Raw genomic sequence first — 24,429 nt, forward strand, 5'->3', positions numbered from 1 at the left:
CGGGGCCAGCTCAGCCCAGTCGCTGGCCGGAGTCAGGAACGATCAGAATCCCCGCCCTGAGGCCATTCTTGACCTTGGGATTGGGGAAAATGATGCGCGCGCCCTCCTCCTCGACCACCCAGCGCGTCTCGGCCAGGTCTTCGGCCAGCAGGTAACCCTTGCTCAGCTCGGAGAAGTTCTCGATGTCCGCCGGCAAGTGCAGGTGGAAACTGTCGCTGTGCTTGATGATCTCGCGGGAGACACTGAACAGTTGCAGGCCATCCAGCGAGCTTTCGCCCTGCGGCTCGGTGCCTTCGATGATGTGGATCAGCCGCGCTTCCAGCTTGTCCAGGTTGACCAGCTCGTTCTGGCCGAACGGTCGAGCCTTGCCCAGCTCCAGGGTAAAGGCCTCGGCCTCGAGCTGCTCGTAGGTGAAGGCGCTGAAGGTGATGGAAGACTTGCTCTGCAACAACACTGCCTCCATGCCCGCCGCCGCCAGCCGTACCAGCTCGCGACGGGAATGCTTGCGCCCCTCTTTATAAGGGTACAAGGCAAATTGCTCGATCTTCGAGCCACGGATGGCGGTATGCAGGTCGTAGTGCAGGCGGCTGCGCCCCGGCTTGCTGAAGAACACCCGGGCGAACTGTTCAAGCTCGGCGGCACGCAATGCCTCGAAGCCACTGGACAGCTCGTGGCGGCCGTTGAACAGGCGGTTGATGTCCTGCTCGATGAAGCGCTCGCCCTTGCGGATAGCTGCCGGGTTGCCGAACAGGAACAGCACCCGGGCCTTGGGTATGATCTTGCCGTTGGCCACGCCATGCAGCAGCCGCTCGAGCAACTCGATCGGTGCCGTTTCGTTGCCATGGATGCCGGCGGACAACAGCAAATCCAGCCCGCAATCCTCGTTTTCGGCCGGGCGCACTTCGAGCGCGCCCTCCCCCAGCCAGCGCAAACGCGCGCCCTTGGTTGTCACTTGGGTCTTCTCGGCCGGTTCGTGATCGGTGAGGGTCAGCTCAAGCAATTTGCCAAGGGCGAGCATAGGTACTTCCTTAGTGGTGGTGGCCGCAGTCGGGGCCATGGACGTGATCGTCGTCTTCGCCGACCTCCGCCGGTTCCATTTCCAGCTGCAGGCTGACCAGGTTGGTGGCCATCGGGCGCAGCAGCAGGTTGGCGTACTCGGTGTCGTCTTCCTCGACATCCACGCCGATCAACAGCTGGCCACGACCATCCTGCTGAATCCACACTTCCTTGCCTTGCCAGACCACGGCAAAGCGGGTGCAGGAAGTTTCCAGCTGGGTGCCGTCTTCATCTTCCAGGATAAGGCGCAGGGCGTCGGTCATTGCAAAGTCTCTCTTCAAGGTTGGCGTTGGAACGGATACACCGAGCCCAACTTCAGGATCTGGGTCAATTCGTCCAGTGCCGTACGGCATTCCACCAGCAATTGCGGGTCGGCCAGGTCCGCCTCGCCAAGGCGATCGCGGTAATGCTTGTCGACCCACAGCAGCAGGGTGTCGTACAGCGAGGCGGTCATGATAACGCCTTGGTTGACCGCTGCCAGTTCCGTTTCCTTCAACGCCACGCGCAAACGCAGGCAAGCCGGCCCACCGCCGTTCTGCATGCTCTGCTTGAGGTCGAATACCTTGACCTCTTTCACCGCGCCGCCCTGGCTGGTCAACTGGCCCAGGTAGGCCCAGACCCGCTCGTTGTTGCGGCACTCTTCCGGCACCACCAACAGCATGGAGCCGTCGTCGCGGCTGAGCAGCTGGCTGTTGAACAGATAGGAACGCACCGCGTCCTCCACCGTCACCGCTGCCCGTGGCACGCAGATGGCCTGGAAGTTGCCACCCTTGCTGGCCAGTTTAGCTCGCAGCTGGCCAAGTACCGCGTCAGTGTCGAGGAAAGCGTCCTCGTGATAGAACAGCACCTCGCCGTTGCCCACCGCAATCACATCGTTGTGGAACACGCCCTGGTCGATCACGGCCGGGTTCTGTTGAGCGTAGACCACGCCGTCATCGCGCAGGCCATGCAGCCGGGCCACGGCCTGTGAGGCTTCCAGGGTTTGCCGGGCCGGGTACTTCTGCGGCGCCGGGTAGCGGCTGTCGAAGGCGCTGCGGCCGTAGACGAAGAACTCCACGCCGGCCTCGCCATACGCACGGCAGAAGCGCGTGTGGTTGGCCGCACCCTCGTCACCGAACTGCGCCACGGCAGGCAGTGCCTCGTGGTGGGCAAAGTGCTTGTCATCGCTGAACATGGCACCCAGCACGCGGCTGGTGGTTGGGTGCTCGATGCTGCGGTGGTACTTGCAGTTGAGGTTGGCAGCGGTGAAGTGCACGCGGCCATCGGCGGTGTCGGCACTGGGGCTGACTGTGGCAGCGTTGGCTACCCACATGCTCGAGGCCGAGCAGCTGGCCACCAGCAATGGCATGGCCTCCCTGGCGGCGCGCTGGATCACTTCGGCGTCGCTGCCGCCGAAGCCCAGGCGGCGCAGTGCGGCCACGTCCGGGCGCTCCTGCGGCGCCAGCACGCCCTGCTTGAAGCCCATGTCGGCCAGCGCTTTCATCTTCGCCAGGCCCTGGCGCGCGGCTTCGCGCGGGTTGGACCCCTGCTGGCTGTTGCTCTGCGAAGCCACGTTGCCGTAGGACAGGCCGCCATAGTTGTGGGTAGGCCCCACCAGGCCATCAAAATTCACTTCGTAGGATTTCATCGGCTAGGCTCCGTGACCTGTTGTTATAGGGTGATGCCCGGCGTCAGGGTCGCCGGCAAGGCAAGGCTGGCGGTCTCCAGCGAAGCCACGGGGTAAGCGCAGTAGTCCGCCGCGTAATAGGCGCTGGCGCGGTGGTTGCCACTGGCGCCCACGCCGCCGAACGGTGCACTGCTGGCGGCACCGGTCAATTGCTTGTTCCAGTTGACGATGCCTGCGCGGCTGCGAAGCCAGAAGTACTGGTAACGGGCGCGGGAGTCGGACAGCAAGCCGGCGGCCAGGCCGTACTGGGTGTTGTTGGCCTCATCGATGGCGGCATCGAAGTCGGCATAGCGGATCACCTGCAGCAGCGGGCCGAAGAACTCTTCGTCCGGGCGCTCGGCCACAGCGGTAACATCGACAATGCCCGGGGTCAGCAGCGCGGCATCGGCCTGTGGCTGGGTCATTTCCAGCAGCTTAACGGCACCCTTGGCGACCAGTTCGGCCTGGGCTGCAATCAGCGCTCGCGCTGCCTGCAGTGAAATCACCGAGCCCATGAACGGCGCAGGCTGCTGATCGAACGCGCCGACCGTGATGGATCGGCTCACCTCGACCAGCCGCGCGATCAGCGCATCGCCCCAGGCGCCTTGCGGCACCAGCAGACGACGGGCGCAGGTGCAGCGCTGGCCGGCGGAAATGAACGCCGACTGGATAATGGTATACACCGCCGCATCCAGGTCCTTGACCTCATCCACCACCAGCGGGTTGTTGCCGCCCATTTCCAGGGCCAGGATCTTGTCCGGGCGGCCGGCGAACTGCTGGTGCAGCAGGTTGCCGGTGCGGCTGGAACCGGTGAAGAACAGGCCGTCGATCCCCGGGTTGGCGGCCAGCGCCACACCGGTTTCGCGCGCGCCCTGCACCAGGTTGAGCACCCCCGCCGGCAGCCCGGCGGCAATCCAGCAATTGACGGTCAGCTCAGCGACCTTGGGCGTCAGCTCGCTGGGTTTGAACACCACGCAGTTGCCCGCCAGCAGCGCCGGCACGATATGGCCGTTGGGCAGGTGGCCGGGGAAGTTGTACGGGCCGAACACCGCCACCACACCGTGGGGCTTGTGCCGCAGCACGGCCGTGGCATCGGCCAGCGGGCCACTCTTCTCGCCGGTGCGCTCGCGGTAGCTCTGCACCGAGATCGCGACCTTGTTGATCATGCTGGTGACTTCGGTCGCCGACTCCCACAGAGGCTTGCCGGTTTCCTCGCCGATGCACTGGGCCATGGCTTCGGCATGCGCTTTCAGTTGCGTGGCAAACTTCTCCAGCACATCGATACGCGCTTCCAGGCTCAATTGCGCCCAGGCCGGGAAGGCCTGTCGCGCAGCCTGCACGGCGGCATCCACCTGGCCGGCGTCAGCTCCCTGCCCCTCCCAGACGACGGCTTGCGTCACCGGGTTGAGCGACTGCAGGGTTTCACCCTGGCCAACCTGCCAATTGCCTGCGATGTAATGCGTGGTCATTTACTGGGCCTCCCGGCTTGCCGACAGCGGCACGGCGCGCACGTTGTCGCCGGCACCCATGCGCAGGCGCTTGGCGGTCAGAGGGTCGACCACCAGGGTACCGGCAGCCAGCCGCGCAGGTGCGGCCGTTATGCGGCAGTCGTCGCGTTTGCGGTTGTGGATGATGTAAGGCGTCGCGTCATCGCCCGGCGTGCCCACCGCCAGCACCAGGGTCTGGCTTTCGCGCACGGCGCGTATCCTGGAGGTGTCGCACTCGATGGCGGGGCCGGCATCGAAGATGTCGACGTAGCCCTGATAGTTGAAGCCTTCCTGCTTGAGCATGGCCAGCGCCGGCTCGGTGTCCTTGTGCACGCGACCGATCACGTTGCGCGCCGCTTCGGAGAGGAAGCAGGTGTACAACGGGAACTTCGGCATCAGTTCGGCAATGAACGACTTGTTGCCCACGCCGGTGAGATAGTCGGCCTGGCTGAACTCCATCTTGAAGAAGTGCCGGCCCAGGCTTTCCCAGAACGGCGAGCGGCCCTGCTCGTCGGACATGCCGCGCATTTCGGCGATGATCTTCTTGCCGAACAGCTCGGGGAACTCGGCGATGAACAGCATGCGCGCCCGCGACAGCAGGCGGCCGTTGAGGCCGGAGCGATAGTCGCTGCGCAGGAACAGCGAGCACAGCTCGGAGTTGCCGGTCAGGTCGTTGGCCAGGAACAGGGTGGGGATTTCGCGGTAGATCTTCAGCTCCTGCGAGGCGCTGACGGTCAGGCCGACCCGGTAGTTGTACCAAGGTTCGCGCAGGCCGACGGCACCGGCGATGGCACTGATGCCCACCACCATGCCTTCGTCGTTTTCCAGCACGAACAGGTAGTCGGTGTCGCCACGCTCGGCTTCGCCACGGAAGCTCTTTTCCGCCCAGCCAACACGATGCCCCAGGCGCTCTTCGTTGGCCGGCAGCGTGGTCAGCCCGGTGGTACCGGTGCTGCGTGCCAATTCGATCAACGCAGGCAAATCGCTGCTGCGTACAGGACGAACGATCATGCTATCTCCTTTTGCGGCGGCGGCGGCCGGCGCGAAACTCTTCTAACGCATCAATCCCGAAACGTCTGTCGCCAGACCTCAGACCGCAACCAGACGCACGCTGGCCCCCTCGCCCACCCCCAGCGCCTCGGCGGCTGCAGGGCTCAGGCTGACGGGTTTGCCCGGCACCCAGTCCAGGTCCAGCAGTACAGCGCGGTAGTCCTGCAACTGGCCGTTGCACACCAGGTACGGGCGCCCGCCCTTGACCGGGGTGTCCTCGAGCTTCACCGGCACCACCCGGCTCTGGGCGATCGAGCGTATGCCCGAGGTACGCGCATGCAAGGTCGGGCCACCATCGAAGATGTCGATGTAGTGCTCGGTCTCGAAGCCTTCGCGCATGAGGATGTCGAAGGTAATCTGCGCCCTCGGATGTACCTGGCCCATGGCTTCCTGAGCCAGGTCAGGCAGCAGCGGCACGTATATCGGGTAGTGCGGCATCAGTTCGGCGAGGAAGGTGCGGCTTTTAAGGCCGCACAGGCGCTCGGCGTCGGCGTAATTGAGGTCGAAGAAGTTGCGGCCGATGGCATCCCAGAACGGCGACTCACCCTGCTCGTCGCTGTAGCCGACGATCTCGGTCACCACCGAGTCGGCGAAACGCTCCGGGTGAGCGGCCATGAACAGCAGGCGGCCACGTGAATTGAGCTCGGCCCAGCCACTGTTCACCAGTTCCGGCAGCACATAGAAGCTGGTCAGCAGGCTGTTGCCGGTCAGGTCATGGCACAGCGACAACACGTGGATCTTGTTATGGATCTTCAGCTCGCGCGAGGCGTGCACGAAGGTCTCGTTACGAAAGCTGTAGAACGGCTCGGAGTAGCCGGCCGAAGCTACGATGGCCGAGCAACCGGCCAGCTTGCCGGTTTCGCTGTCCTCGAGCACGAAGAAGTAGCTTTCTTCACCGTTGAAGCTGACCTCGGCGGCGAAGGAAGTCTCGGATGCGGCGATCTTGTCGCCCAGGCGAGCGGTGTCGTCCGGCAGCGAGGTGACACCAATGGGGCTGTCTGCAGCCATGCGCTGCACTTCGTTCAGATCAGCCATTTGCGCGGGGCGCATCACCAGCATGGTGTCACTCCTTTGGAATACGGGCCGCTCACGGCAGCACGGGAAAACGGCAGGTGCACCGGCACCTGCACTGGAATCGGGTATCACCGGCCCGGTGCAGACTCGGGTTGAGCCTGGGCCAGGGCCGGTGAAGGGACTGCAGGCGGATCAGCCCTTGGTCAGGGTGGCCACGGCGCGCTCGAAGCGGTCCAGGCCTTCGTCGATGTCGGCGTCTTCAACCACCAGGCTAGGCGCGAATCGGACCACGTCCGGGCCGGCCTGCAGCACCATCACGCCTTCTTTCTCGGCGGCGTTGAGCACGTCCTTGGCCTTGCCTTTCCAGGCCTCGGTCAGCACGCAGCCCAGCAGCAGGCCAACGCCACGCACCTGGCTGAACAGGTTGTACTTCTGGCCGATCTGCTCCAGGCGGACCTTGAAGCGCTCATGCTTGGCCTTGATGCCGGCCAGGGTTTGCGGGGTGTTGACCACGTCCAGCACCGCGCAGGCGACAGCGCAACCCAGCGGGTTGCCGCCGTAGGTAGTGCCGTGGGTGCCGACGGCCAGGTGCTTGGCCAGCTCGGTGGTGGTCAGCATGGCACCGATAGGGAAACCGCCGCCCAGGCTCTTGGCGCTGGTCAGGATGTCCGGGGTAACGCCGTAGTGCTGGTAGGCATACAGCGAACCGGTACGGCCAACGCCGGTCTGCACTTCGTCGAAGATCAGCAGGGCGTTGTGTTCGTCACACAGTTTGCGCGCGCCTTCCAGGTAGGCCTTGTCGGCCGGCACCACGCCGCTCTCGCCCTGGATCGGCTCGATCACCACGGCGCAGGTCTTGTCGGAAATCTGTGCCTTCAGCGCTTCCAGGTCGTTGTACGGCACATGGCTGATGCCGGTGATCTTCGGGCCGAAGCCATCGGAGTACTTCGGCTGGCCACCGACGCTGACGGTAAACAGGGTACGGCCGTGGAAGCTGTTCACGGTGGCGATGATTTCGTGCTTTTCCGGGCCGAAGCGGTCGTGCGCAACGCGACGGGCCAGCTTGAAGGCGGCCTCGTTGGACTCGGCGCCGGAGTTGCAGAAGAACGCTCGGTCGGCAAAGGTTGCGTCCACCAGCTTGTGGGCCAGGCGCAGGGCCGGCTCGTTGGTGAACACGTTGGATACATGCCAGAGGGTGTTGGCCTGCTCGGTCAGGGCCTTGACCAGTGCCGGGTGGCAGTGGCCCAGGGCGTTGACCGCGATGCCACCGGCAAAGTCGATCAATTCGCGACCCGACTGGTCCCAGACGCGGGAACCCTCGCCTCGCACAGGAATGAAGGCCGCCGGAGAATAGTTGGGGACCATGACCTGGTCGAAATCGGCACGTTGCACCGGGGCTTGCTCAACGGACATCTGAGTCTCCTGAAGAGGAACGCTGGCCTGGAAGTGGCGAGCGATGGGGGGATTGTAAGGACTGATCCGCGCCTGTCCTTGCGGCCAAGCGACAACTTGTTACAGCGCAAAACCCAGTTTTGACAAGGCTTTCGGCAATGCGACAAACACTGTCGCAATCGCGCAGTGTACGGGAGAGAGGGGGCTGGGTGAACGGGTGTACACATATAGAAGCGTGGTTGCCTGTACCGGCCGATTCGCGGGCTCGCCCGCTCCCACAAGTGCCCCGTAACCATCAAGGCCTGTGGTGATTCTGTGGGAGCTGGCTTGCCAGCGATAGGGCCAAGACTACAGGGCAATCAGCCTTTTTCGGCAGGCGCCGAGCTCAGTTCGAACGGGCTGCTGCTACGCCGCTGGTTGCGATCCTCCCGCGGCGTTGCGCCAAAGAAGTTGCGGTAGGCACTGGAAAAATGCGGCCCTGAGGAAAAGCCGCAGGACAGCCCGATCTGGATGATCGACTTGCTGGTCTGCATCAGCATCTGCCGCGCCTTGTTCAGGCGCAGCTCCAGGTAGTACTGGCTCGGCACGCGGTTGAGGTACTGTTTGAAGATACGCTCCAGTTGCCGGCGCGAAACGCACACGTGCTGGGCAATTTCGTCGGTGGTCAGTGGCTCTTCAATGTTGGCCTCCATCAGCAGCACCGCCTGGGTCAGCTTGGGATGGCTGGAGCCCAGGCGGTTCTGCAACGGAATGCGCTGGCGCTCGCCACCCTCGCGGATGCGCTCGACCACCAGCTCCTCCGACACCGCTCCGGCCAACTCCGCTCCATGGTCACGAGCCAGCACCGCCAGCAGCAGGTCGGTCACGGCCATGCCGCCACAAGCGGTCAGGCGATCTCGGTCCCAGTCGAACAGGTGGCTGGTGGCGATCACCTTGGGGAAGCGCTCGGCAAAATCATCCTGCCAGCGCCAGTGCACCGCAGCCCGGTAACCGTCGAGCAGGCCCAGCATCGCCAGAGGGTAGACCCCGGCCGACAGGCCACCGATCATGCAGCCACTGCGCGCCAACTGCTTGAGCGCCGCCGACAACGCCGCCCCCACCGCCGACGGCTGCTGGTCAGCCAAAAGAAACAGCTTGTGGCACCCCTCAAGGCGACCGTTCCACGGGTCGCCCGGCAAGCGCCAGCTACCCTCTTGCGCCGGCTCCGCCTGCAGGAAGACCAGCTCGTAGGCCACCTCCGGGTGCACCCGCTGCGCCACCTGCAACACTTCCTCGGCCAGCGCCAGGGTCAAGGGCCTGGTGCTGGGCCAGATGAGAAAACCGATTCGCTGGGTGGTCATAGGGTGCGGTCCGAAACCTGAGGTCGTTCGAGTCTGTGCGCCGGGTCAGGCTGCGCTCGCCGCGCAGCATGCCCTATTCTGGTGCAAAATTGCAGTTTTTACTTCAGGCTGCCGGAGAGGAACTGCTTCAGGCGCTCCGACTGCGGGTTGGCAAGCACTTCGCGCGGGCAGCCGGTTTCCTCCACCAGGCCCTTGTGCAGGAACACCAGCTGGTTGGACACTTCACGGGCAAAGCCCATCTCGTGGGTAACCACCACCATGGTGCGGCCTTCCTGGGCCAGCGCCTGCATCACCTTGAGCACATCGCCCACCAATTCCGGATCCAGCGCCGAGGTCGGCTCGTCGAACAGCATGACCTCCGGCTCCATGGCCAGCGCCCGGGCAATTGCCACACGCTGCTGCTCGCCGCCGGACATGTGCCCCGGGAAGGCGTCCTTGCGATGAGCGACACCCACCTTGGCCAGGTAGTGCTCGGCCTTTTCCAGGGCTTCCTTGCGGTTCACGCCCAGCACGTGCACCGGCGCTTCGATGATGTTTTCCAGCGCTGTCATGTGCGACCACAGGTTGAAGTGCTGGAAAACCATCGACAGGCGCGAGCGCATGCGCTGCAGCTGACGCGGGTCGGCGGCCTTGAGCGCGCCGTCCTTGCCCGGTACCAGCTTCAACTCTTCGTTGTTGAGCAGGATCTTGCCGGCGTGCGGCTGCTCCAGCAGGTTGATGCAGCGCAGGAAGGTCGACTTGCCCGAACCGCTGGAGCCGATGATGCTGATGACATCGCCTGCCTTGGCCGACAGGGACACGCCCTTGAGCACTTCATGGCTGCCGTAGCGCTTGTGCAGGTCTTGGACTTCGAGTTTGTACATGCTGTCGATTCTCACAAAGCGGTCAGTGCTTGCGCGGCGCCAGGTAGCCGAGCCAGCGGCGTTCGGCCATCTTGAACAGGCGCACCAGGATGAAGGTCAGGCACAGGTAGAACACGCCCGCCGTGATATAGGCCTCGAAAGGCAGGTAGTACTGCGCATTGACCGTGCGCGCAGCGCCAGTGATGTCGATCAGGGTGACGATCGACGCCAGGCTGGTGGTCTGCAGCATCATGATCACTTCGTTGCTGTACTGCGGCAGCGCCCGGCGCAGGGCCGACGGCAGCAGAATGCGCCGGTACATCTTCATGCGCGACATGCCCATGGCCTTTGCCGCCTCGATTTCGCCATGGGGCGTGGCCTTGAGGCTGCCGGCGATGATTTCGGCGGTATAGGCACTGGTGTTGATGCCGAACGCCAGGCAGGCACAGAAGGTAGCGCTGGACAGCAGCGGCCACAGGAAGCTTTCGCGCACCGCCTCGAACTGCGCCAGGCCGTAGTAGATCAGAAACAGCTGCACCAGCATCGGCGTGCCGCGGATCACGTAGGTGTACAGCCACGCCACGAGGTTGACCGCTGGCAGCCTGGACACCCGCATCAGGCCCAGCGGAATGGCCGCCAGCAGCCCGAAGAACAGCGAAATCGCCAGCAGCTTGAGGGTGGTCAGCAGGCCGCCGAAGTACATCGGCAGTGCCTCCCAGACGACGTTGTAGTCGAAGATCATAGTTCAGCCACCTTGACGCCCACCGAGTAGCGGCGCTCGAGATACTTCAGGGCCAGCAGCGAGATGCTGGTCAGCACCAGGTACAGGGCCGCCACCGCCAGGAAGAAGGTGAAAGGCTCGCGGGTGGCGTCGGCCGCCTGCTTGGCCTTGAACATCATGTCCTGCAGGCCCACTACTGAAATCAGCGCGGTGGCCTTGGTCAGCACCAGCCAGTTGTTGGTGAAGCCCGGGATCGCCAGGCGAATCATTTGCGGCACCTGGATGCGGAAGAACACCTGGCGGTTGCTCATGCCATACGCCACGCCCGCTTCGGCCTGGCCTTTCGGGATACCGAGGAATGCACCGCGGAAGGTTTCCGAAAGATAAGCACCAAAGATGAAGCCCAGGGTACCGATACCCGCGATCAGCGGATTCAGGTCGATGTAGTCTTCATAACCGAGCAGCGGCGCAACCCGATTGATGATGTCCTGCCCGCCGTAGAAGATCAGCAGGATCAGGACCAGGTCCGGAATACCACGAATCACCGTGGAATACAGATCGCCCAGCCAGGCCAGCCAGCGCACCGGCGACAAGCGCAGCGCCACACCGATCAGGCCGAGCACGATGGCCAGGGCCATCGACGACAGGGCGAGCTGAAGCGTCAGCCACGCCCCGTCGAGGATGACTGCCCCGTAGCCTTTCAACATGATGAGGTCCTCGACCTAGAGAATGAAAAATGGTGCAAACCTCAGAGCTTCTGCTGTTTGCACCATTGCACAGGTGAAACCCGACGCCTTAGTTCGAGTCTGGACCGTAGATGTCGAAGTTGAAGTACTTCTTCTCGATTTCTTTGTACTTGCCGTTTGCACGGATGGCATCGATCGCCGCGTTGATGCGGTCGACGTTGGCCTTGTCACCCTTGCGCACGGCGATACCGATGCCGTCACCGAAGTACTTGGCGTCGGTGAAGGATGGGCCAACGAAGGCGAAGCCCTTGCCGGCGTCGGTCTTGAGGAAGCCGTCTTCCAGCAGGGTGGCGTCAGCCACGGTGCCATCGAGGCGGCCAGCCGCCACGTCCAGGTAGATTTCGTTCTGGGTGCCGTAAGGGACCACGGTGGCACCTTTGGCGCCCAGCACTTCCTTGGCGAAGCGGTCGTGGATCGAGCCGCGCTGCACACCAATCTTCTTGCCCTTGAGCTCATCCAGGCTGTCGCTGACGGCGGTACCTTCCTTCATCACCAGGCGCGCCGGGGTCAGGTAGTAGCGCTTGGTGAAATCGACCGATTTCTTGCGGTCGTCGGTGATCGACATGGACGACAGAATGGCGTCGATCTTGCGCACTTTCAGCGCTGGGATCAGGCCGTCGAACTCCTGCTCTACCCAGGTGCACTTGGCCTTCATCTCTTCACACAGGGCGTTGCCGATGTCGTAGTCAAAACCGGCAATGCTGCCGTCTGGCTGCTTGAAGGCGAAGGGTGGATAGGCGGCTTCGATGCCGATTTTCAGCGGTTTTTCATCGGCCTGCGACACCAGGGAAAACACGGACAGCGCCAGGGCGCCAAGCAGTGCGAGCTTCTTCATCAGGTAACTCCATCGGTACTGGGCAATACAAGGCAGGTAACGGCTGCCCGATATGCGAATGGGTACAACGCGAGCCGCGCAGGGTTCGACCAAGGTCGCAGACCACGAGCGAGTGAGTGGCATTTTAACGACAGCCCGGTAGTCGATATTTCTTCAAAGCGACAACTACTTACAGAAGCGCTTGAAACCGAAGCGGGCGATGTTGACAGCCATTGCAAAATATGCAAGAGCGCAAGAAATAGAACCTATAGCACTAGCAATTCCCGGGCCTATTATTGGCAAAGCCTTGTATTACGGCAAGTGCAGCGTGCTGCGTTGCAAAAAAAGGCTGTGAAAACGCACCGAAACAGGCCGGAATTGTTTCCTGGCGCCCCGATCTTGTGCGGCGCCGGTGACAGAATAGTTACCGATGAATGTCGGGTAACAGTAAAGCAAAAACCCCGCCGGTTTCCCGGGCGGGGTTTTATTGGTACAGCACACGCCTTACCCTGTGGGAGCGGCTTCAGCCGCGAACACCGGCAACGCCGGTGCCATCCACCGCGCTGGGCTCTCCGCGGCTAAAGCCGCTCCCACAGGGATCGCACAAAGCCTTCAGCGTGCACCAGCCCTCTATCAGGCCGAAGCCAGGCTCATGGCCTTGTGCGTATCGATCAGGTGCTGCACCACGCCCGGGTCGGCCAGGGTCGAGATATCACCCAGGGCATCGTACTCACCCGTGGCAATCTTGCGCAGGATGCGGCGCATGATCTTGCCCGACCGTGTCTTCGGCAGCCCCGGCGCCCACTGGATCACATCCGGCGAGGCGATCGGGCCGATTTCCTTGCGCACCCAGTTCTTCAGCTCCAGGCGCAGCTGCTCGCTGGCCTCGATACCGGCGTTGAGGGTGACATACACATAGATGCCCTGCCCCTTGATGTCGTGCGGTACACCCACCACCGCGGCCTCGGCAACTTTCGCATGCGCCACCATGGCACTTTCGATCTCGGCAGTACCCATGCGGTGACCGGACACGTTCAGCACGTCATCCACGCGGCCGGTGATCCAGTAGTAGCCATCCTCGTCGCGGCGCGCACCGTCACCAGTGAAGTACATGCCACGGAAGGTCTTGAAGTAGGTATCGACGAAACGGTCGTGGTCGCCGTACAGCGAACGCGACTGGCCCGGCCAGGAATCGAGGATCACCAGGTTGCCTTCGGCAGCGCCCTCGATCAGGTTGCCCAGGTTGTCCACCAGCGCCGGCACAACGCCGAAGAACGGGCGGGTTGCCGAGCCCGGCTTGAGGCCGGTAGCGCCCGGCAGCGGGCTGATCAGGATGCCGCCGGTCTCGGTCTGCCACCAGGTGTCGACGATCGGGCAACGCTCCTTGCCCACGGTCTTGTAGTACCAGTTCCAGGCTTCGGGGTTGATCGGCTCACCCACCGAGCCCAGCAGGCGCAAGCTGGAGCCATCGGCACCTTCAACAGCAGCCTGCCCTTCGGCCATCATCGCGCGGATGGCGGTTGGCGCGGTGTAAAGGATGTTGACCTTGTGCTTGTCGACGATCTTCGACACACGGGTGATGTCGGGATAGTTCGGCACGCCTTCGAACAGCAGGGTGGTGGCACCGTTGGCCAGCGGGCCGTAGACGATGTAGCTGTGGCCAGTGACCCAACCCACGTCGGCGGTGCACCAGTACACCTCGCCCGGGCGATAGTCGAACACGCGCTCATGGGTCAGCGCGGCGTATACCAGGTAGCCGCCAGTGGTGTGCAGCACGCCCTTCGGCTTGCCGGTGGAGCCGGAGGTATAAAGGATGAACAGCGCTTCCTCGGCACCCATCTCTTTCGGTGCACAGTGGCTGGAGGCGACCTTCATCAGGTCTTCGTACCAGATATCGCGGTGCTGGTGCCAGGCAATGTCGCCGCCGGTGCGCTTGCACACGATGATCTTCTGCACGCTGTTGGTTTCAGGGTTGGTCAGCGCCAGGTCGACGTTGGCCTTGAGCGGGGTACGCCGGCCACCGCGCACGCCTTCGTCGGCGGTAATCACGACCTTGGACTTGCAGTCGATGATACGGCCGGCAAGCGCCTCGGGCGAGAAGCCGCCGAACACCACCGAATGGATCGCACCGATACGGGCACAGGCCAGCATGGCGACCACGGCCTCGGGGATCATTGGCATATAGATGGTGACCACGTCACCACGGTGCACGTCCTGGCCACGCAGGGCGTTGGCGAACTTGCAGACCTGCTCGTGCAGTTCGCGGTAGGTGATGTTGCGGTGCTCGGAAGGGTCGTCGCCTTCCCAGATGATGGCCAGCTGGTCGCCGCGCTCTTCAAGGTGGCGGTCCAGGCAATTGGAGGAAACGTTCAGAGTGCCGTCGGCGAACCATTTGATATCGACGTGGTGGTCGTCGAAGGAGGTCTGCTTGACCTTGGTGAACGGCTTGATCCAGTCGATGCGCTGGGCCTGCTCGCGCCAGAAGCCGTCCGGGTTGATCACCGATTGCTGGTACATGGCCTTGTAAGTGGCCTCGTCGGTCAGGGTGGTGGCCGCAACCTCGGGACGAACGGGATACAGTGGAGCCGCACTCATCTGTGTTACCTCGGTGTAATAGTTGTTTTTGTATGGAACCGTTTGTAACTGTACCAGAGCGACAAAAGCCATTCGACGTTGGTAGTAATTTGGTACGCCCGTCCCGACAAAGCGCTCTGGCACGCACCTTACAGCCCAGACGAGAAAATACGGGGGCGGTTTATCAGAGGATTGTTACAGATTCTGTCAAAACACTTTATCAAAAGACCCACTGTTTCAGTCTTGGCGGCAGCCATAAAATTCACCTCGCCAGCAACGGCAAGGCGATTAACAACTGGTAACAGCCCCCACGAAGGCAAGCGTTAATCCCCATCCAAACCCGATAGTTGAAACTAGCAATACTCGCGGCGCCATAAGCGCCGCGTGCCCCCTCACGACCTTAGACAGGTAAATTGAAAATGAAAGCTTTACTGGTATTGGTACTTGGCAGTCTTTGCGGCGCGGCGATGGCCGGCGAAGCCAAAGATGCCGAGCAGATTCCGGTTGAACAGTACAGTTACTCGCAGCACCTGGACATTGCCCGCGTCATTTCCATGAGCGAAGTGCCCAATGTGTGCGAAGTCGTGCCAGCCCGCATGACCTACGAGGACTCCAAGGGCCAGAAGCACATTCTCGAATACCGCGTGATGGGGAACGGCTGCTCGAACGGCTGACACCTTGTGAATTGGGGGCCCTGCGGGCCCCTTTCGCGACACAAGGCCGCTCCTACAGGTACTGCGCAGGCTTCAAACATTGCGCAGTACCTGTAGGAGCGGCCTTGTGTCGCGAAAGGACTGCGCAGCAGTCCCGCCTTTTATAAAGGCGGATTAATCTGCAGACTTGCCAAGTGAATAATCCCTCAACTTGTTGGCAATAGTCGTATGCGAAACACCCAGTCTTTTACCTAAAGCCCGACTACTGGGGAATTCCCCCATCAAACTTTCCAGCACCGCTTTTTCAAAGCGCCCGACAATCTGCGAAAGATCCCCGTCCAGCGAAAACTCACCCAGCGGTTGGCGCACACCGTAATCCGGCAAACGTATATGTTCACTTTTGACCACGCCGCCTTCGCATAACGATACCGCCTGGAACAACACGTTTTCCAACTGCCTTACATTACCCGGCCAATGATACTGCCCGAGTTTGTCCATTGCCGCCGGCGCCAGGCGCGGCATGGCGCAGCCGATCTGTCGGCTGGCCTGGTCAAGAAAGTGCTGCACCAGCCCTTCCAGGCCATCCATGCATTCGCGCAATGGCGGAATGTGCAGTGACAACACATTGAGCCGGTGATACAGGTCCTGGCGAAACTCGCCACGGGCACACAATTCGGACAAATCCACCTGGGTCGCGCAGATCACCCGCACATCCAGGTACACCTCTTCATCGCTGCCGACACGACGGAAGCAGCCATCCTGCAGAAAACGCAGCAGCTTCACCTGCAGACGCGGGCTCATCTCCCCTACCCCGTCAAGGAAAAGCGTGCCGCCGGCGGTCAGCTCCAGCAGCCCCAGCTTGCCCTCGGCCCGCGCCCCTTCGAATGCCCCGGGGCCGTAACCGAACAGCTCGGTCTCGGCCATCGATTCGGGCAACCCGGCGCAGTTGAGCGCCATCAGCGGCGACTGGCCGCGCGGGCTGGCCAAATGGCAGGCACGCGCCAGCAACTCCTTGCCGGTGCCGGTCTCGCCCTCGATCAGCAATGGTGCATCCAGCGGCGCCATGCGCCGCGCCTCGCGTACCACCGCAGCCATCACCCGCGAACTCTGGAAGATACTGTCGAAACCGCGCAGCTCCTGCTTGCGTACGTTATAGATGCGCTCACCGATACGGTCGGCGCGGTGCAGGGTCAACACCGCGCCAGCCAGCGCCTCGCTGTCGTCGTGCTCGGACTGCAGCGGCGCGATATCGGCCAGGAACACATCGCCCTTGACCTTGATGCGCAGGCCGTTGATGCGAGACTTGTTGGCGCGCACCAGCTCTGGCAGGTCGAAGTCCTCCACATAGCGCGCCAGCGGCATGCCCGGCACTTCGTCCACACGCACCCCCAGCAGCTGCGCAGCAGCACGGTTGGCGGCAACGATGCTGCCGCCCATGTCGATCGACAGCACCGGGAAGTCCAGCGCCCCCAGCAGCGCATTCAGCTCCATGTGCCGGCGCTCGCTGGGCATCAGCCCCACGCGCTTGACACCGAATACCCCGGCAATCGCCTCGAACTTCGGCCGCAGCGCCTGGAACTGCAAATTGATCAGGTTCGGACAATGCAGGTAGATGGCGTTGCCATGGTCACCACCCACCTCGCCGCGCAGCACGTTGATGCCGTACTCCACCAGCAGGTTGAGGATGTCGCGCAGGATGCCAATACGGTTCTGGCAATGCACTTTGATACGCATGAGGGCTCTCGAAGCGCCAATGTTTTTCAACACCGCGCGGAAAAGTCGTAAAGATAAGCTGACAAAACCAGCCGAAGCTTCGGCCAGATGCCTCGGATTTTCCGACACTTGCGCCTTTTTGTAAAATTATCGTTACGAAAACATTGCCCAAAGCCAGCCCAACCCACTGGTCCACCTCGTGCAAAGCGGCCGGTGAAGGGATATTCCTAAGGCATGTCCTGCACATAACAAGAAAAGCCCTCACCAGGAGAGCCACATGAAACAGACGCAATACGTGGCACGCGAGCCCGATGCGCATGGTTTTATCGATTACCCGCAGCAAGAGCATGCGGTATGGAACACCCTGATCACCCGTCAGCTGAAAGTGATCGAAGGCCGCGCGTGCCAGGAATACCTGGACGGCATCGACCAGCTCAAGCTGCCTCATGACCGTATTCCGCAACTGGGCGAGATCAACAAGGTGCTGGGCGCCACCACCGGTTGGCAGGTTGCCCGAGTCCCGGCGCTGATCCCCTTCCAGACCTTCTTCGAACTGCTGGCGAGCAAGCGCTTCCCGGTGGCCACCTTCATCCGTACCCCGGAAGAGCTCGACTACCTGCAAGAGCCCGATATCTTCCACGAGATCTTCGGCCACTGCCCGCTGCTGACCAACCCCTGGTTCGCCGAATTCACCCATACCTACGGCAAGCTCGGCCTGGCCGCGACCAAGGAACAACGCGTGTACCTGGCGCGCCTGTACTGGATGACCATCGAGTTCGGCCTGATGGAAACCGCGCAGGGCCGCAAGATCTATGGCGGCGGCATCCTCTCGTCACCAAAGGAGACCGTCTACAGTCTGTCTGGCGAACCCGAGCACCAGGCCTTCGACCCGATCGAAGCCATGCGCACACCGTACCGTATCGACATACTGCAGCCGTTGTATTTCGTACTGCCGAACATGAAGCGCCTGTTCGACCTGGCCCACGAAGACATCATGGGCATGGTTCACAAAGCCATGCAGCTGGGCCTGCACGCACCGAAGTTTCCACCCAAGGTCGCTGCCTGAGCGACCTTGCCGATAACAACTCGAACCGGAAAACACCACATGAATGCCTTGAACCAAGCCCATTGCGAAGCCTGCCGCGCCGACGCACCGAAGGTCACCGACGACGAGCTGGCCGAGCTGATTCGCGAAATCCCGGACTGGAACATCGAAGTACGTGACGGCCACATGGAGCTGGAGCGCGTGTTCCTGTTCAAGAACTTCAAGCACGCCCTGGCGTTCACCAATGCCGTGGGCGAGATCGCCGAAGCCGAAGGCCACCATCCGGGCCTGCTGACCGAGTGGGGCAAGGTCACCGTGACCTGGTGGAGCCACTCGATCAAAGGCCTGCACCGCAATGACTTCATCATGTGCGCACGCACCGACAAGGTGGCGGAGACGGCTGAAGGCCGCAAGTAAGCACTGAAAGAATGGGGCCCGATGGCCCCATTTTTTATGGAAAACATGTCCGCTGTTCGCCCGCAAAACCGACAAGCGACCGCTAAAAAATCCAAACTGTCATCCAGACTTGTGTATCCTGCCCCAGCTTTGCAAAGCTTCAAACGCGCCTGGCGCAGACTTTTCACTCACACTTGCGAGGAACGACGAGATGCATGAAATCCCGAATCTTCCCTTCCCAAGCCTGAACCCAGAAGAGCCAACCGTGACCGTTCACGCCGAACCGGCAGCTGCCGTCGAGCAGGATGGTGACGATCAATCCAGCGCTGACCAGGAATAACCGCGCATCCCCCGACTGTGTGAAAACGGCTGACCTGCGGGCTACCCCCGTCATCACGTTTTCACACCGTCCAGAACCCACGTAGGCCCTCATGCCCCACTCACCGCACCCCCTTGCGGTCACCCTGCAAGTCGTCTCCATCGTCCTCTTCACCTTCATCGGCTACCTGAACATCGGCATCCCGCTGGCCGTATTGCCCGGCCATGTGCACAACGATCTGGGCTTCAGTGCCGTGGTCGCGGGGCTGGTGATCAGCGTGCAGTACCTGGCCACCCTGCTCAGCCGCCCCACCGCCAGCCGCATCATCGACAATCACGGTAGCAAGAAGGCGGTCATGTATGGCCTGGCCGGCTGCGGGCTCAGCGGGGTGTTCATGCTGGCCTGCGCCTTCCTCACCCACCTGCCCTGGCTGAGCCTGGCCTGCCTGCTGGTCGGCCGCCTGGTGCTCGGCAGCGCCGAAAGCCTGGTGGGCTCTGGCGCCATTGGCTGGGGCATTGGCCGTGTAGGTGCCGAAAACACGGCCAAGGTCATTTCCTGGAACGGCATCGCCAGCTATGGCGCGCTGGCCATCGGCGCTCCGCTGGGTGTGCTGATGGTCAGGAACCTGGGGCTGTGGAGCATGGGCGCGAGCATCATCCTGCTATGTGCGCTCGGGTTGCTGCTGGCCTGGCCCAAACAGGCCGCGCCGATCGTCAGTGGCGTTCGCCTGCCGTTCCTGCGGGTGCTGGGCAAGGTGTTCCCGCACGGCTCGGGGCTTGCCCTGGGCTCGATCGGCTTTGGCACCATCGCCACCTTCATCACCTTGTATTACGCCAGCCGCGGCTGGGCCAATGCGGCACTGACCCTGAGCCTGTTCGGCGCCAGCTTCATCAGCGCTCGGTTGCTGTTCGGCAACCTGATCAACCGGCTTGGCGGGTTCCGGGTGGCGATTGCCTGCCTGTCGGTGGAAACGCTTGGGCTGCTGATGCTGTGGCTGGCGCCCAGCGCCGAACTGGCGTTGGCAGGGGCCGCGCTGAGCGGGTTCGGCTTCTCGCTGGTGTTCCCGGCACTGGGGGTGGAGGCGGTGAACCAAGTGTCGGCGGCCAACCGCGGGGCGGCGGTGGGGGCTTATTCGCTATTCATCGATTTGTCGTTGGGGGTGACCGGGCCGCTGGTTGGCGCGGTGGCGGCGGGGTTCGGGTTTGCTTCGATGTTTCTGTTTGCGGCAGCGGCGGCGGCTTGCGGGCTGGTGTTGAGCCTGTATCTGTATCGGCAGGCATCATCTTCAAGGCATGCACGGGACTTGTAGGAGCAGCCTTGTGCTGCGAAGAGGCCATTACTGGCGAAGAAAACCTATTGGCTCTACCGGCCTCTTCGCAGCGCAAGGCTGCTCCTATAGGGACGGCGTAAACCAGGGGGCTGCAAGGCAGCCCCGAGGCCCTGATAGTCAGCGCTTGGCGTACTGCAGCACCACTTCCAGCGGGTGACGCATCTGCCTCTCGGTCATGCGCTTGACCTGGCTGCGGCACGAGTAACCTGTCGCCAACGGCTCGCCTTCCTTGTCCAGCTTGGTCGCCCACGACTGCTCGAAGATGGTCCGCGAGGTGTCCTGGTTGCGCGCCTCGTGCCCGTAGGTACCGGACATGCCGCAGCAGCCAGTCGCCTCGGTCACCAGCTTCAGGCCAAGGCGGGCGAACACCTGCTCCCACTGCCTGGTGCTGGCCGGTACGTTGGTCTTTTCGGTGCAGTGCGCCATCAGGCGGAAATTGCCCGGCGCGGTCGGTGCCTGCTCCGGCAGCACATCCATCAACCACTCCTGCGGCAACAGCACCTGCGGGCAGCCATCCAGGCCCGGCACTTTCTGGTACTCCTGGCGATACACCAGGGTCATCGCCGGGTCCAGGCCCACCAGCGGCACGCCGCACTCGGCCAGGGCCTTGAGCTGGGTGGCATTGCGGATCGCCGCCTTGGCGAACGCACCGAGGAAGCCCTGAACGTGCAGTGGCTTGCCGTTGGCACTGTACGGTGCCAGGAACACCCGGTGGCCCAGGCGGTGCGCCAGGTCGATGAAGGCCGACAGCAGCGGCGTCTCGAAGTAACGGGTAAAGGCATCTTGCACCAGCACGATGCTGCGTTCGCGCTGGGCCGGGGTCAGTTCACGCAGGGCCGGCACGCTGGCCACGCCGACGCGGCAGCGAGTCAGGGTGGCCTGGAAGTTGAAGCGGCTGATCAGTGGGCTGTCGACCATGCCAACCTTGTCGGCCAGCAGCTTGCTCACCCACTTCGAGCCCATCACCGCGTTGTACAGCCTGGGCGCGTGAGCCAGATACGGGATGGTGAACTCCAGCGAACCGATCAGGTAGTCACGCAATGGGCGCTGGTAACGACCGTGGTACAGCTCGAGGAAGCGCGAGCGGAAGTCCGGCACGTTGACCTTGATCGGGCACTGCCCGGCGCAGGACTTGCACGCCAGGCAGCCGGCCATGGCGTCGTACACCTCATGAGAGAAGTCTTCCTGGCCCTGGCTGCGCGCACGGTTGTTGCGCAGACGTGCCGGCAGGCCCTTGAGCCACGACACCTTGTTGCGCGCCGCCGCCAGCACGTCGATGTTGGCCTCGCCCTGCAGGCGCAGCCATTCGCGCATCAGCGAGGCACGGCCCTTGGGCGAATGCTGGCGTTCACGGGTGGCCTTCCACGACGGGCACATGGCGTCGTTGGGGTCGTAGTTGTAGCAGGCGCCGTTGCCGTTGCAGTGCACGGCGCTAGGGAAGTCCTGCCACACGCGTTCGTCGATAGTACGGTCGAGGTCACCGCGCAGCGTCACACCATCGACCTTGGTCAGGCCCTCGGCGCTGCCTGGCGGGGTGCAGATCTTGCCCGGGTTGAGCTGGTTGTGAGGGTCAAAAGCACCCTTCAGGCGCTGCAGCGCCGGGTACAGCTCGCCGAAGTACTCCGGCACATATTCCGAACGCAGGCCCTTGCCGTGCTCGCCCCACAGCAAGCCACCATAGCTTTTGGTCAGCGCCGCCACTGCGTCGGAAATCGGCTTGACCAGTGCGGCCTGGGCCGGGTCCTTCATGTCCAGTGCCGGGCGCACGTGCAGCACGCCGGCATCGACGTGGCCGAACATGCCGTAGGCCAGGCCGTAGCCATCGAGCAGTGCACGGAAGTCGGCGATGTAATCGGCCAGTTGCTCCGGCGGCACCGCGGTGTCTTCCACGAACGGTTGCGGGCGCACTTCGCCCTCGACGTTGCCCAGCAGGCCCACCGAACGTTTACGCATGGTGTAGACGCGGGTCACCGCCTCGGCGCCCTCGGCCAGGGTGTGGCCCAGGCGCTCGACGCTGGTGTCGTTCTGCAGGTGCTGGATGAACGCTTGCACCTTGGCATTGACCTCGGCCGGCTCGTCGCCACAGAACTCCACCAGGTTGATGCCCAGGGTCGGGCGCTCGGGGTCGGCCGGGAAGTATTCAGCGACGCTGTGCCAGACGATGTCCTTCATCGCCAGCATCAGCACCTTGGAGTCGACGGTCTCGATCGACAGCGGCTTGTGCGCCATCAGCGCGTTGGCATCACGCAGGGCATCCATGAAGCTGGTGTAACGCACGTTGACCAGCACGGCGTACTTGGGAATCGGCAGCACATTGAGCTTGGCTTCGACCACATAACCCAGCGAGCCCTCGGCACCGCACAGCACGCTGTTGAGGTTGAAGCGGCCCTGCTCGTCGCGCAGGTGCGCCAGGTCGTAGCCGGTCAGGCAACGGTTGAGCTTGGGGAAGGTGGTTTCGATGAGGTCAGCCTGGGTTTCCTGAATCTCCCGGGCCATGCGGTACACCTCGCCGACCCGGCCGGGCGCGGCACAGGCCTGTTCCAGCGCGGCATCGTCGATCGGCAGGCTGTGCAGGCGCTCGCCACCGAGCAGCACACTGTGCAGCTCCAGTACGTGGTCGCGGGTCTTGCCATAGGTACAGCTCCCCTGGCCACTGGCATCGGTGTTGATCATGCCGCCGACAGTGGCACGGTTGGAGGTGGACAGCTCGGGGGCGAAGAACAGCCCGTGCGGCTTGAGCGCGGCGTTGAGCTGGTCTTTGACGGTACCGGCCTGCACCCGCACCCAGCGTTCCTCGACGTTGATTTCGAGAATCTTGTTCATGTGCCGCGACAGGTCGACGACGATGCCGTCGGTCAGCGACTGCCCGTTGGTGCCGGTACCACCGCCGCGCGGGGTCAGCTTGACCTGCTGGAAGCGCTCCTCGGCCATCAGCGTGGCGACCCGCGCCACATCGTCGGCGTCCAGCGGGAACACCGCCGCCTGTGGCAAGCGCTGGTAGATCGAGTTGTCGGTGGCCAGCACCGTGCGGGTACCGTAGTCGGCACTGATCTGGCCACGGAAGCCGCTGTTGCGCAGGGCTTCGAGGAATTCGGGGTAGTTGGCGCTCGGGGCAACGGTCGGCAGCTGGGCGATCATCGAAGGATGGCCTCTTGATATTGGCTAATTCACGGGATTCCTGTCGTTCCGGCATGAGTGTTGGCATGCGGAGGTGACGTGCAGGCCAATGTTCCTGTAGTTTTGCTTCAGGGGCAAACGGATAATCCTGCCGCTATCAATGACTTTCATGAATGAATTACCGCCATCTGACCCCATCCATGTCGCTGCTACTGGCTTTCGAGGCTGCCGCCCGGCATGAAAGCTACACCCGCGCCGCCGCCGAGCTGTCGCTGACCCAGAGCGCGGTCAGCCGCCAGGTGCAGGCGCTGGAGCAGCAACTGGGTCTGACCCTGTTCCGCCGCGAGGGGCGCCAGGTGCAGCTGACCGATGTCGGCCGCCTGTACCAGCGCGAGCTCAGCGAGGCACTGGGGCGCATCCGCAGTGCCACCTTGCAGGCATTGGCCTACCAGTCGGGGGTGGGCACCCTGCGCCTGGCCACACTGCCCACCTTCGGCTCGAAATGGCTGCTGCCACGGCTGCACGCCTTCTACAGCGCTCACCCGGGCATGCTGGTGCACATACATTCACGCATCGAAGCCATCAACTTCGACACCAGCGAGATCGATGCCGCCATCGGCGTGGCCAGCCACGACTTGCCGGGGTTGATCTGCCATCGCCTGCATGCCGAGGAACTGGTGGTGATATTGCCGCCGGAGGCTGGCGCGGACAGCCAGGGCTGGAGCCCTGCACGCATCAGTGAAGAGGTGCTGCTGAATGTGGCCAACAATCCGCATGCCTGGGGCGAGTGGTTCTCGCACCATGGCCTGGCGCACCGGGCGATGCGCCTGGGGCCGAGCTTCGAGTTGACCTCGCACCTGATCCAGGCGGTACGGGCCGGGATCGGCATCGGCCTGGTGCCGCGCATACTGGTGGAGGAAGAACTGGCCAAGGGTGAGCTGCACAGCCCCGGGGTGGCATTTGCCAGCCAGCGCAGTTATTACCTGATCTACCCACCGCGCAATGAGGCGTTGCCGTCGCTGCGGGCGTTTCGCAGTTGGTTGCTGGAGCAGATCTGATTTTTGCCTGTGCCGGCCTCTTCGCGGGTAAACCCGCTCCCACAGGTATAGCGCTGCTTTCAGATCAGGTGATGTCCCTGTGGGAGCGGGTTTACCCGCGAAGGGGCCGGCACAGGC

At 63.0% G+C, this 24,429-nt stretch carries 21 protein-coding genes; 6 read left to right on the top strand and 15 right to left on the bottom strand.

What is annotated here, in order from left to right; translation table 11 throughout:
* Positions 1 to 10: 10 nt before the first annotated feature.
* The 13 genes from astE to acs all read right to left on the bottom strand — a co-directional run bounded on the left by astE (position 11) and on the right by acs (position 14,702).
* A complete protein-coding gene (gene astE / locus V3314_RS22845) occupies positions 11 to 1,018 on the bottom strand; it encodes a succinylglutamate desuccinylase (protein WP_135001536.1) in 1,008 nt (335 codons plus the stop codon).
* 10 nt (positions 1,019 to 1,028) lie between these two features.
* Positions 1,029 to 1,319: a topoisomerase II gene (locus V3314_RS22850; RefSeq protein WP_003256592.1), complete on the bottom strand. Its 291-nt coding sequence runs from the start codon at positions 1,317 to 1,319 to the stop codon at positions 1,029 to 1,031.
* A 14-nt stretch (positions 1,320 to 1,333) separates the two neighbouring features.
* Positions 1,334 to 2,683: an N-succinylarginine dihydrolase gene (gene astB, locus V3314_RS22855; RefSeq protein WP_046614625.1), complete on the bottom strand. Its 1,350-nt coding sequence runs from the start codon at positions 2,681 to 2,683 to the stop codon at positions 1,334 to 1,336.
* A 23-nt stretch (positions 2,684 to 2,706) separates the two neighbouring features.
* On the bottom strand, positions 2,707 to 4,170 hold the full coding sequence (astD, locus tag V3314_RS22860) for a succinylglutamate-semialdehyde dehydrogenase (protein ID WP_046614626.1): 1,464 nt from the start codon (positions 4,168 to 4,170) through the stop codon (positions 2,707 to 2,709).
* Positions 4,171 to 5,199, bottom strand: coding sequence for an arginine N-succinyltransferase (astA, locus tag V3314_RS22865; protein ID WP_013973651.1), 1,029 nt, complete (start codon positions 5,197 to 5,199; stop codon positions 4,171 to 4,173). It lies immediately after the preceding gene.
* Positions 5,200 to 5,277: 78 nt separating this feature from the next.
* Positions 5,278 to 6,297, bottom strand: coding sequence for an arginine/ornithine succinyltransferase subunit alpha (aruF, locus tag V3314_RS22870; RefSeq protein ID WP_085601600.1), 1,020 nt, complete (start codon positions 6,295 to 6,297; stop codon positions 5,278 to 5,280).
* A 147-nt stretch (positions 6,298 to 6,444) separates the two neighbouring features.
* Positions 6,445 to 7,665 carry an aspartate aminotransferase family protein gene (locus V3314_RS22875; RefSeq protein WP_046614628.1) on the bottom strand — a complete coding sequence of 407 codons (1,221 nt, stop codon included), beginning with the start codon at positions 7,663 to 7,665 and terminating at the stop codon, positions 6,445 to 6,447.
* A 338-nt stretch (positions 7,666 to 8,003) separates the two neighbouring features.
* Entirely contained in the window at positions 8,004 to 8,984 is a 981-nt protein-coding gene (gene argR, locus V3314_RS22880; RefSeq protein ID WP_046614629.1) for a transcriptional regulator ArgR, read from the bottom strand.
* Between the two features lie 98 nt (positions 8,985 to 9,082).
* Positions 9,083 to 9,847, bottom strand: coding sequence for an ABC transporter ATP-binding protein (locus V3314_RS22885; protein WP_025340127.1), 765 nt, complete (start codon positions 9,845 to 9,847; stop codon positions 9,083 to 9,085).
* A 22-nt stretch (positions 9,848 to 9,869) separates the two neighbouring features.
* Positions 9,870 to 10,568, bottom strand: coding sequence for an ABC transporter permease (locus V3314_RS22890; protein ID WP_046614630.1), 699 nt, complete (start codon positions 10,566 to 10,568; stop codon positions 9,870 to 9,872).
* The gene (locus V3314_RS22895) at positions 10,565 to 11,254 is read right to left on the bottom strand and encodes an ABC transporter permease (RefSeq protein WP_003260113.1); all 690 of its coding nucleotides are present in this window, start codon (positions 11,252 to 11,254) and stop codon (positions 10,565 to 10,567) included. Before V3314_RS22895 ends, V3314_RS22890 begins: the two co-directional genes overlap by 4 nt.
* 88 nt (positions 11,255 to 11,342) lie before the next feature.
* Positions 11,343 to 12,128, bottom strand: a complete 786-nt coding sequence (locus V3314_RS22900; RefSeq protein WP_046614631.1) for an ABC transporter substrate-binding protein — start codon at positions 12,126 to 12,128, stop codon at positions 11,343 to 11,345.
* A 612-nt stretch (positions 12,129 to 12,740) separates the two neighbouring features.
* Positions 12,741 to 14,702: an acetate--CoA ligase gene (acs, locus tag V3314_RS22905; protein ID WP_015271271.1), complete on the bottom strand. Its 1,962-nt coding sequence runs from the start codon at positions 14,700 to 14,702 to the stop codon at positions 12,741 to 12,743.
* Positions 14,703 to 15,100: 398 nt separating this feature from the next.
* Here acs and V3314_RS22910 point away from each other — a divergent pair, with 398 nt between their 5' ends.
* Complete coding sequence (locus V3314_RS22910; RefSeq protein ID WP_003260110.1) at positions 15,101 to 15,355, top strand: DUF2790 domain-containing protein; 255 nt, start codon at positions 15,101 to 15,103, stop codon at positions 15,353 to 15,355.
* Between the two features lie 153 nt (positions 15,356 to 15,508).
* Here V3314_RS22910 and V3314_RS22915 read toward each other — a convergent pair whose 3' ends face one another.
* A complete protein-coding gene (locus V3314_RS22915; RefSeq protein ID WP_025340129.1) occupies positions 15,509 to 17,068 on the bottom strand; it encodes a sigma-54-dependent phenylalanine hydroxylase transcriptional regulator PhhR in 1,560 nt (519 codons plus the stop codon).
* A 256-nt stretch (positions 17,069 to 17,324) separates the two neighbouring features.
* Here V3314_RS22915 and phhA point away from each other — a divergent pair, with 256 nt between their 5' ends.
* From phhA to V3314_RS22935, 4 genes are all read left to right on the top strand, one after another.
* Complete coding sequence (gene phhA, locus V3314_RS22920; protein WP_003260109.1) at positions 17,325 to 18,113, top strand: phenylalanine 4-monooxygenase; 789 nt, start codon at positions 17,325 to 17,327, stop codon at positions 18,111 to 18,113.
* 39 nt (positions 18,114 to 18,152) lie between these two features.
* Complete coding sequence (locus V3314_RS22925) at positions 18,153 to 18,509, top strand: 4a-hydroxytetrahydrobiopterin dehydratase (protein WP_008096719.1); 357 nt, start codon at positions 18,153 to 18,155, stop codon at positions 18,507 to 18,509.
* Positions 18,510 to 18,699: 190 nt separating this feature from the next.
* On the top strand, positions 18,700 to 18,828 hold the full coding sequence (locus V3314_RS22930) for a hypothetical protein (RefSeq protein WP_015271274.1): 129 nt from the start codon (positions 18,700 to 18,702) through the stop codon (positions 18,826 to 18,828).
* 91 nt (positions 18,829 to 18,919) lie between these two features.
* Positions 18,920 to 20,116 carry an MFS transporter gene (locus tag V3314_RS22935; RefSeq protein WP_046614635.1) on the top strand — a complete coding sequence of 399 codons (1,197 nt, stop codon included), beginning with the start codon at positions 18,920 to 18,922 and terminating at the stop codon, positions 20,114 to 20,116.
* A 138-nt stretch (positions 20,117 to 20,254) separates the two neighbouring features.
* On the opposite strand, the gene V3314_RS22940 is transcribed toward V3314_RS22935, so the two are convergent.
* Positions 20,255 to 23,275, bottom strand: a complete 3,021-nt coding sequence (locus V3314_RS22940) for an FAD-binding and (Fe-S)-binding domain-containing protein (RefSeq protein WP_108481258.1) — start codon at positions 23,273 to 23,275, stop codon at positions 20,255 to 20,257.
* 152 nt (positions 23,276 to 23,427) lie between these two features.
* On the opposite strand from V3314_RS22940, the gene V3314_RS22945 reads away from it, so the two are divergent.
* Entirely contained in the window at positions 23,428 to 24,312 is an 885-nt protein-coding gene (locus V3314_RS22945) for a LysR substrate-binding domain-containing protein (RefSeq protein WP_046614637.1), read from the top strand.
* Positions 24,313 to 24,429: the final 117 nt, after the last annotated feature.

Source organism: Pseudomonas sp. TE3-3-F2023 (genome assembly GCF_036784815.1).
Classification (GTDB): Bacteria; Pseudomonadota; Gammaproteobacteria; order Pseudomonadales; family Pseudomonadaceae; genus Aquipseudomonas; species Aquipseudomonas pudica.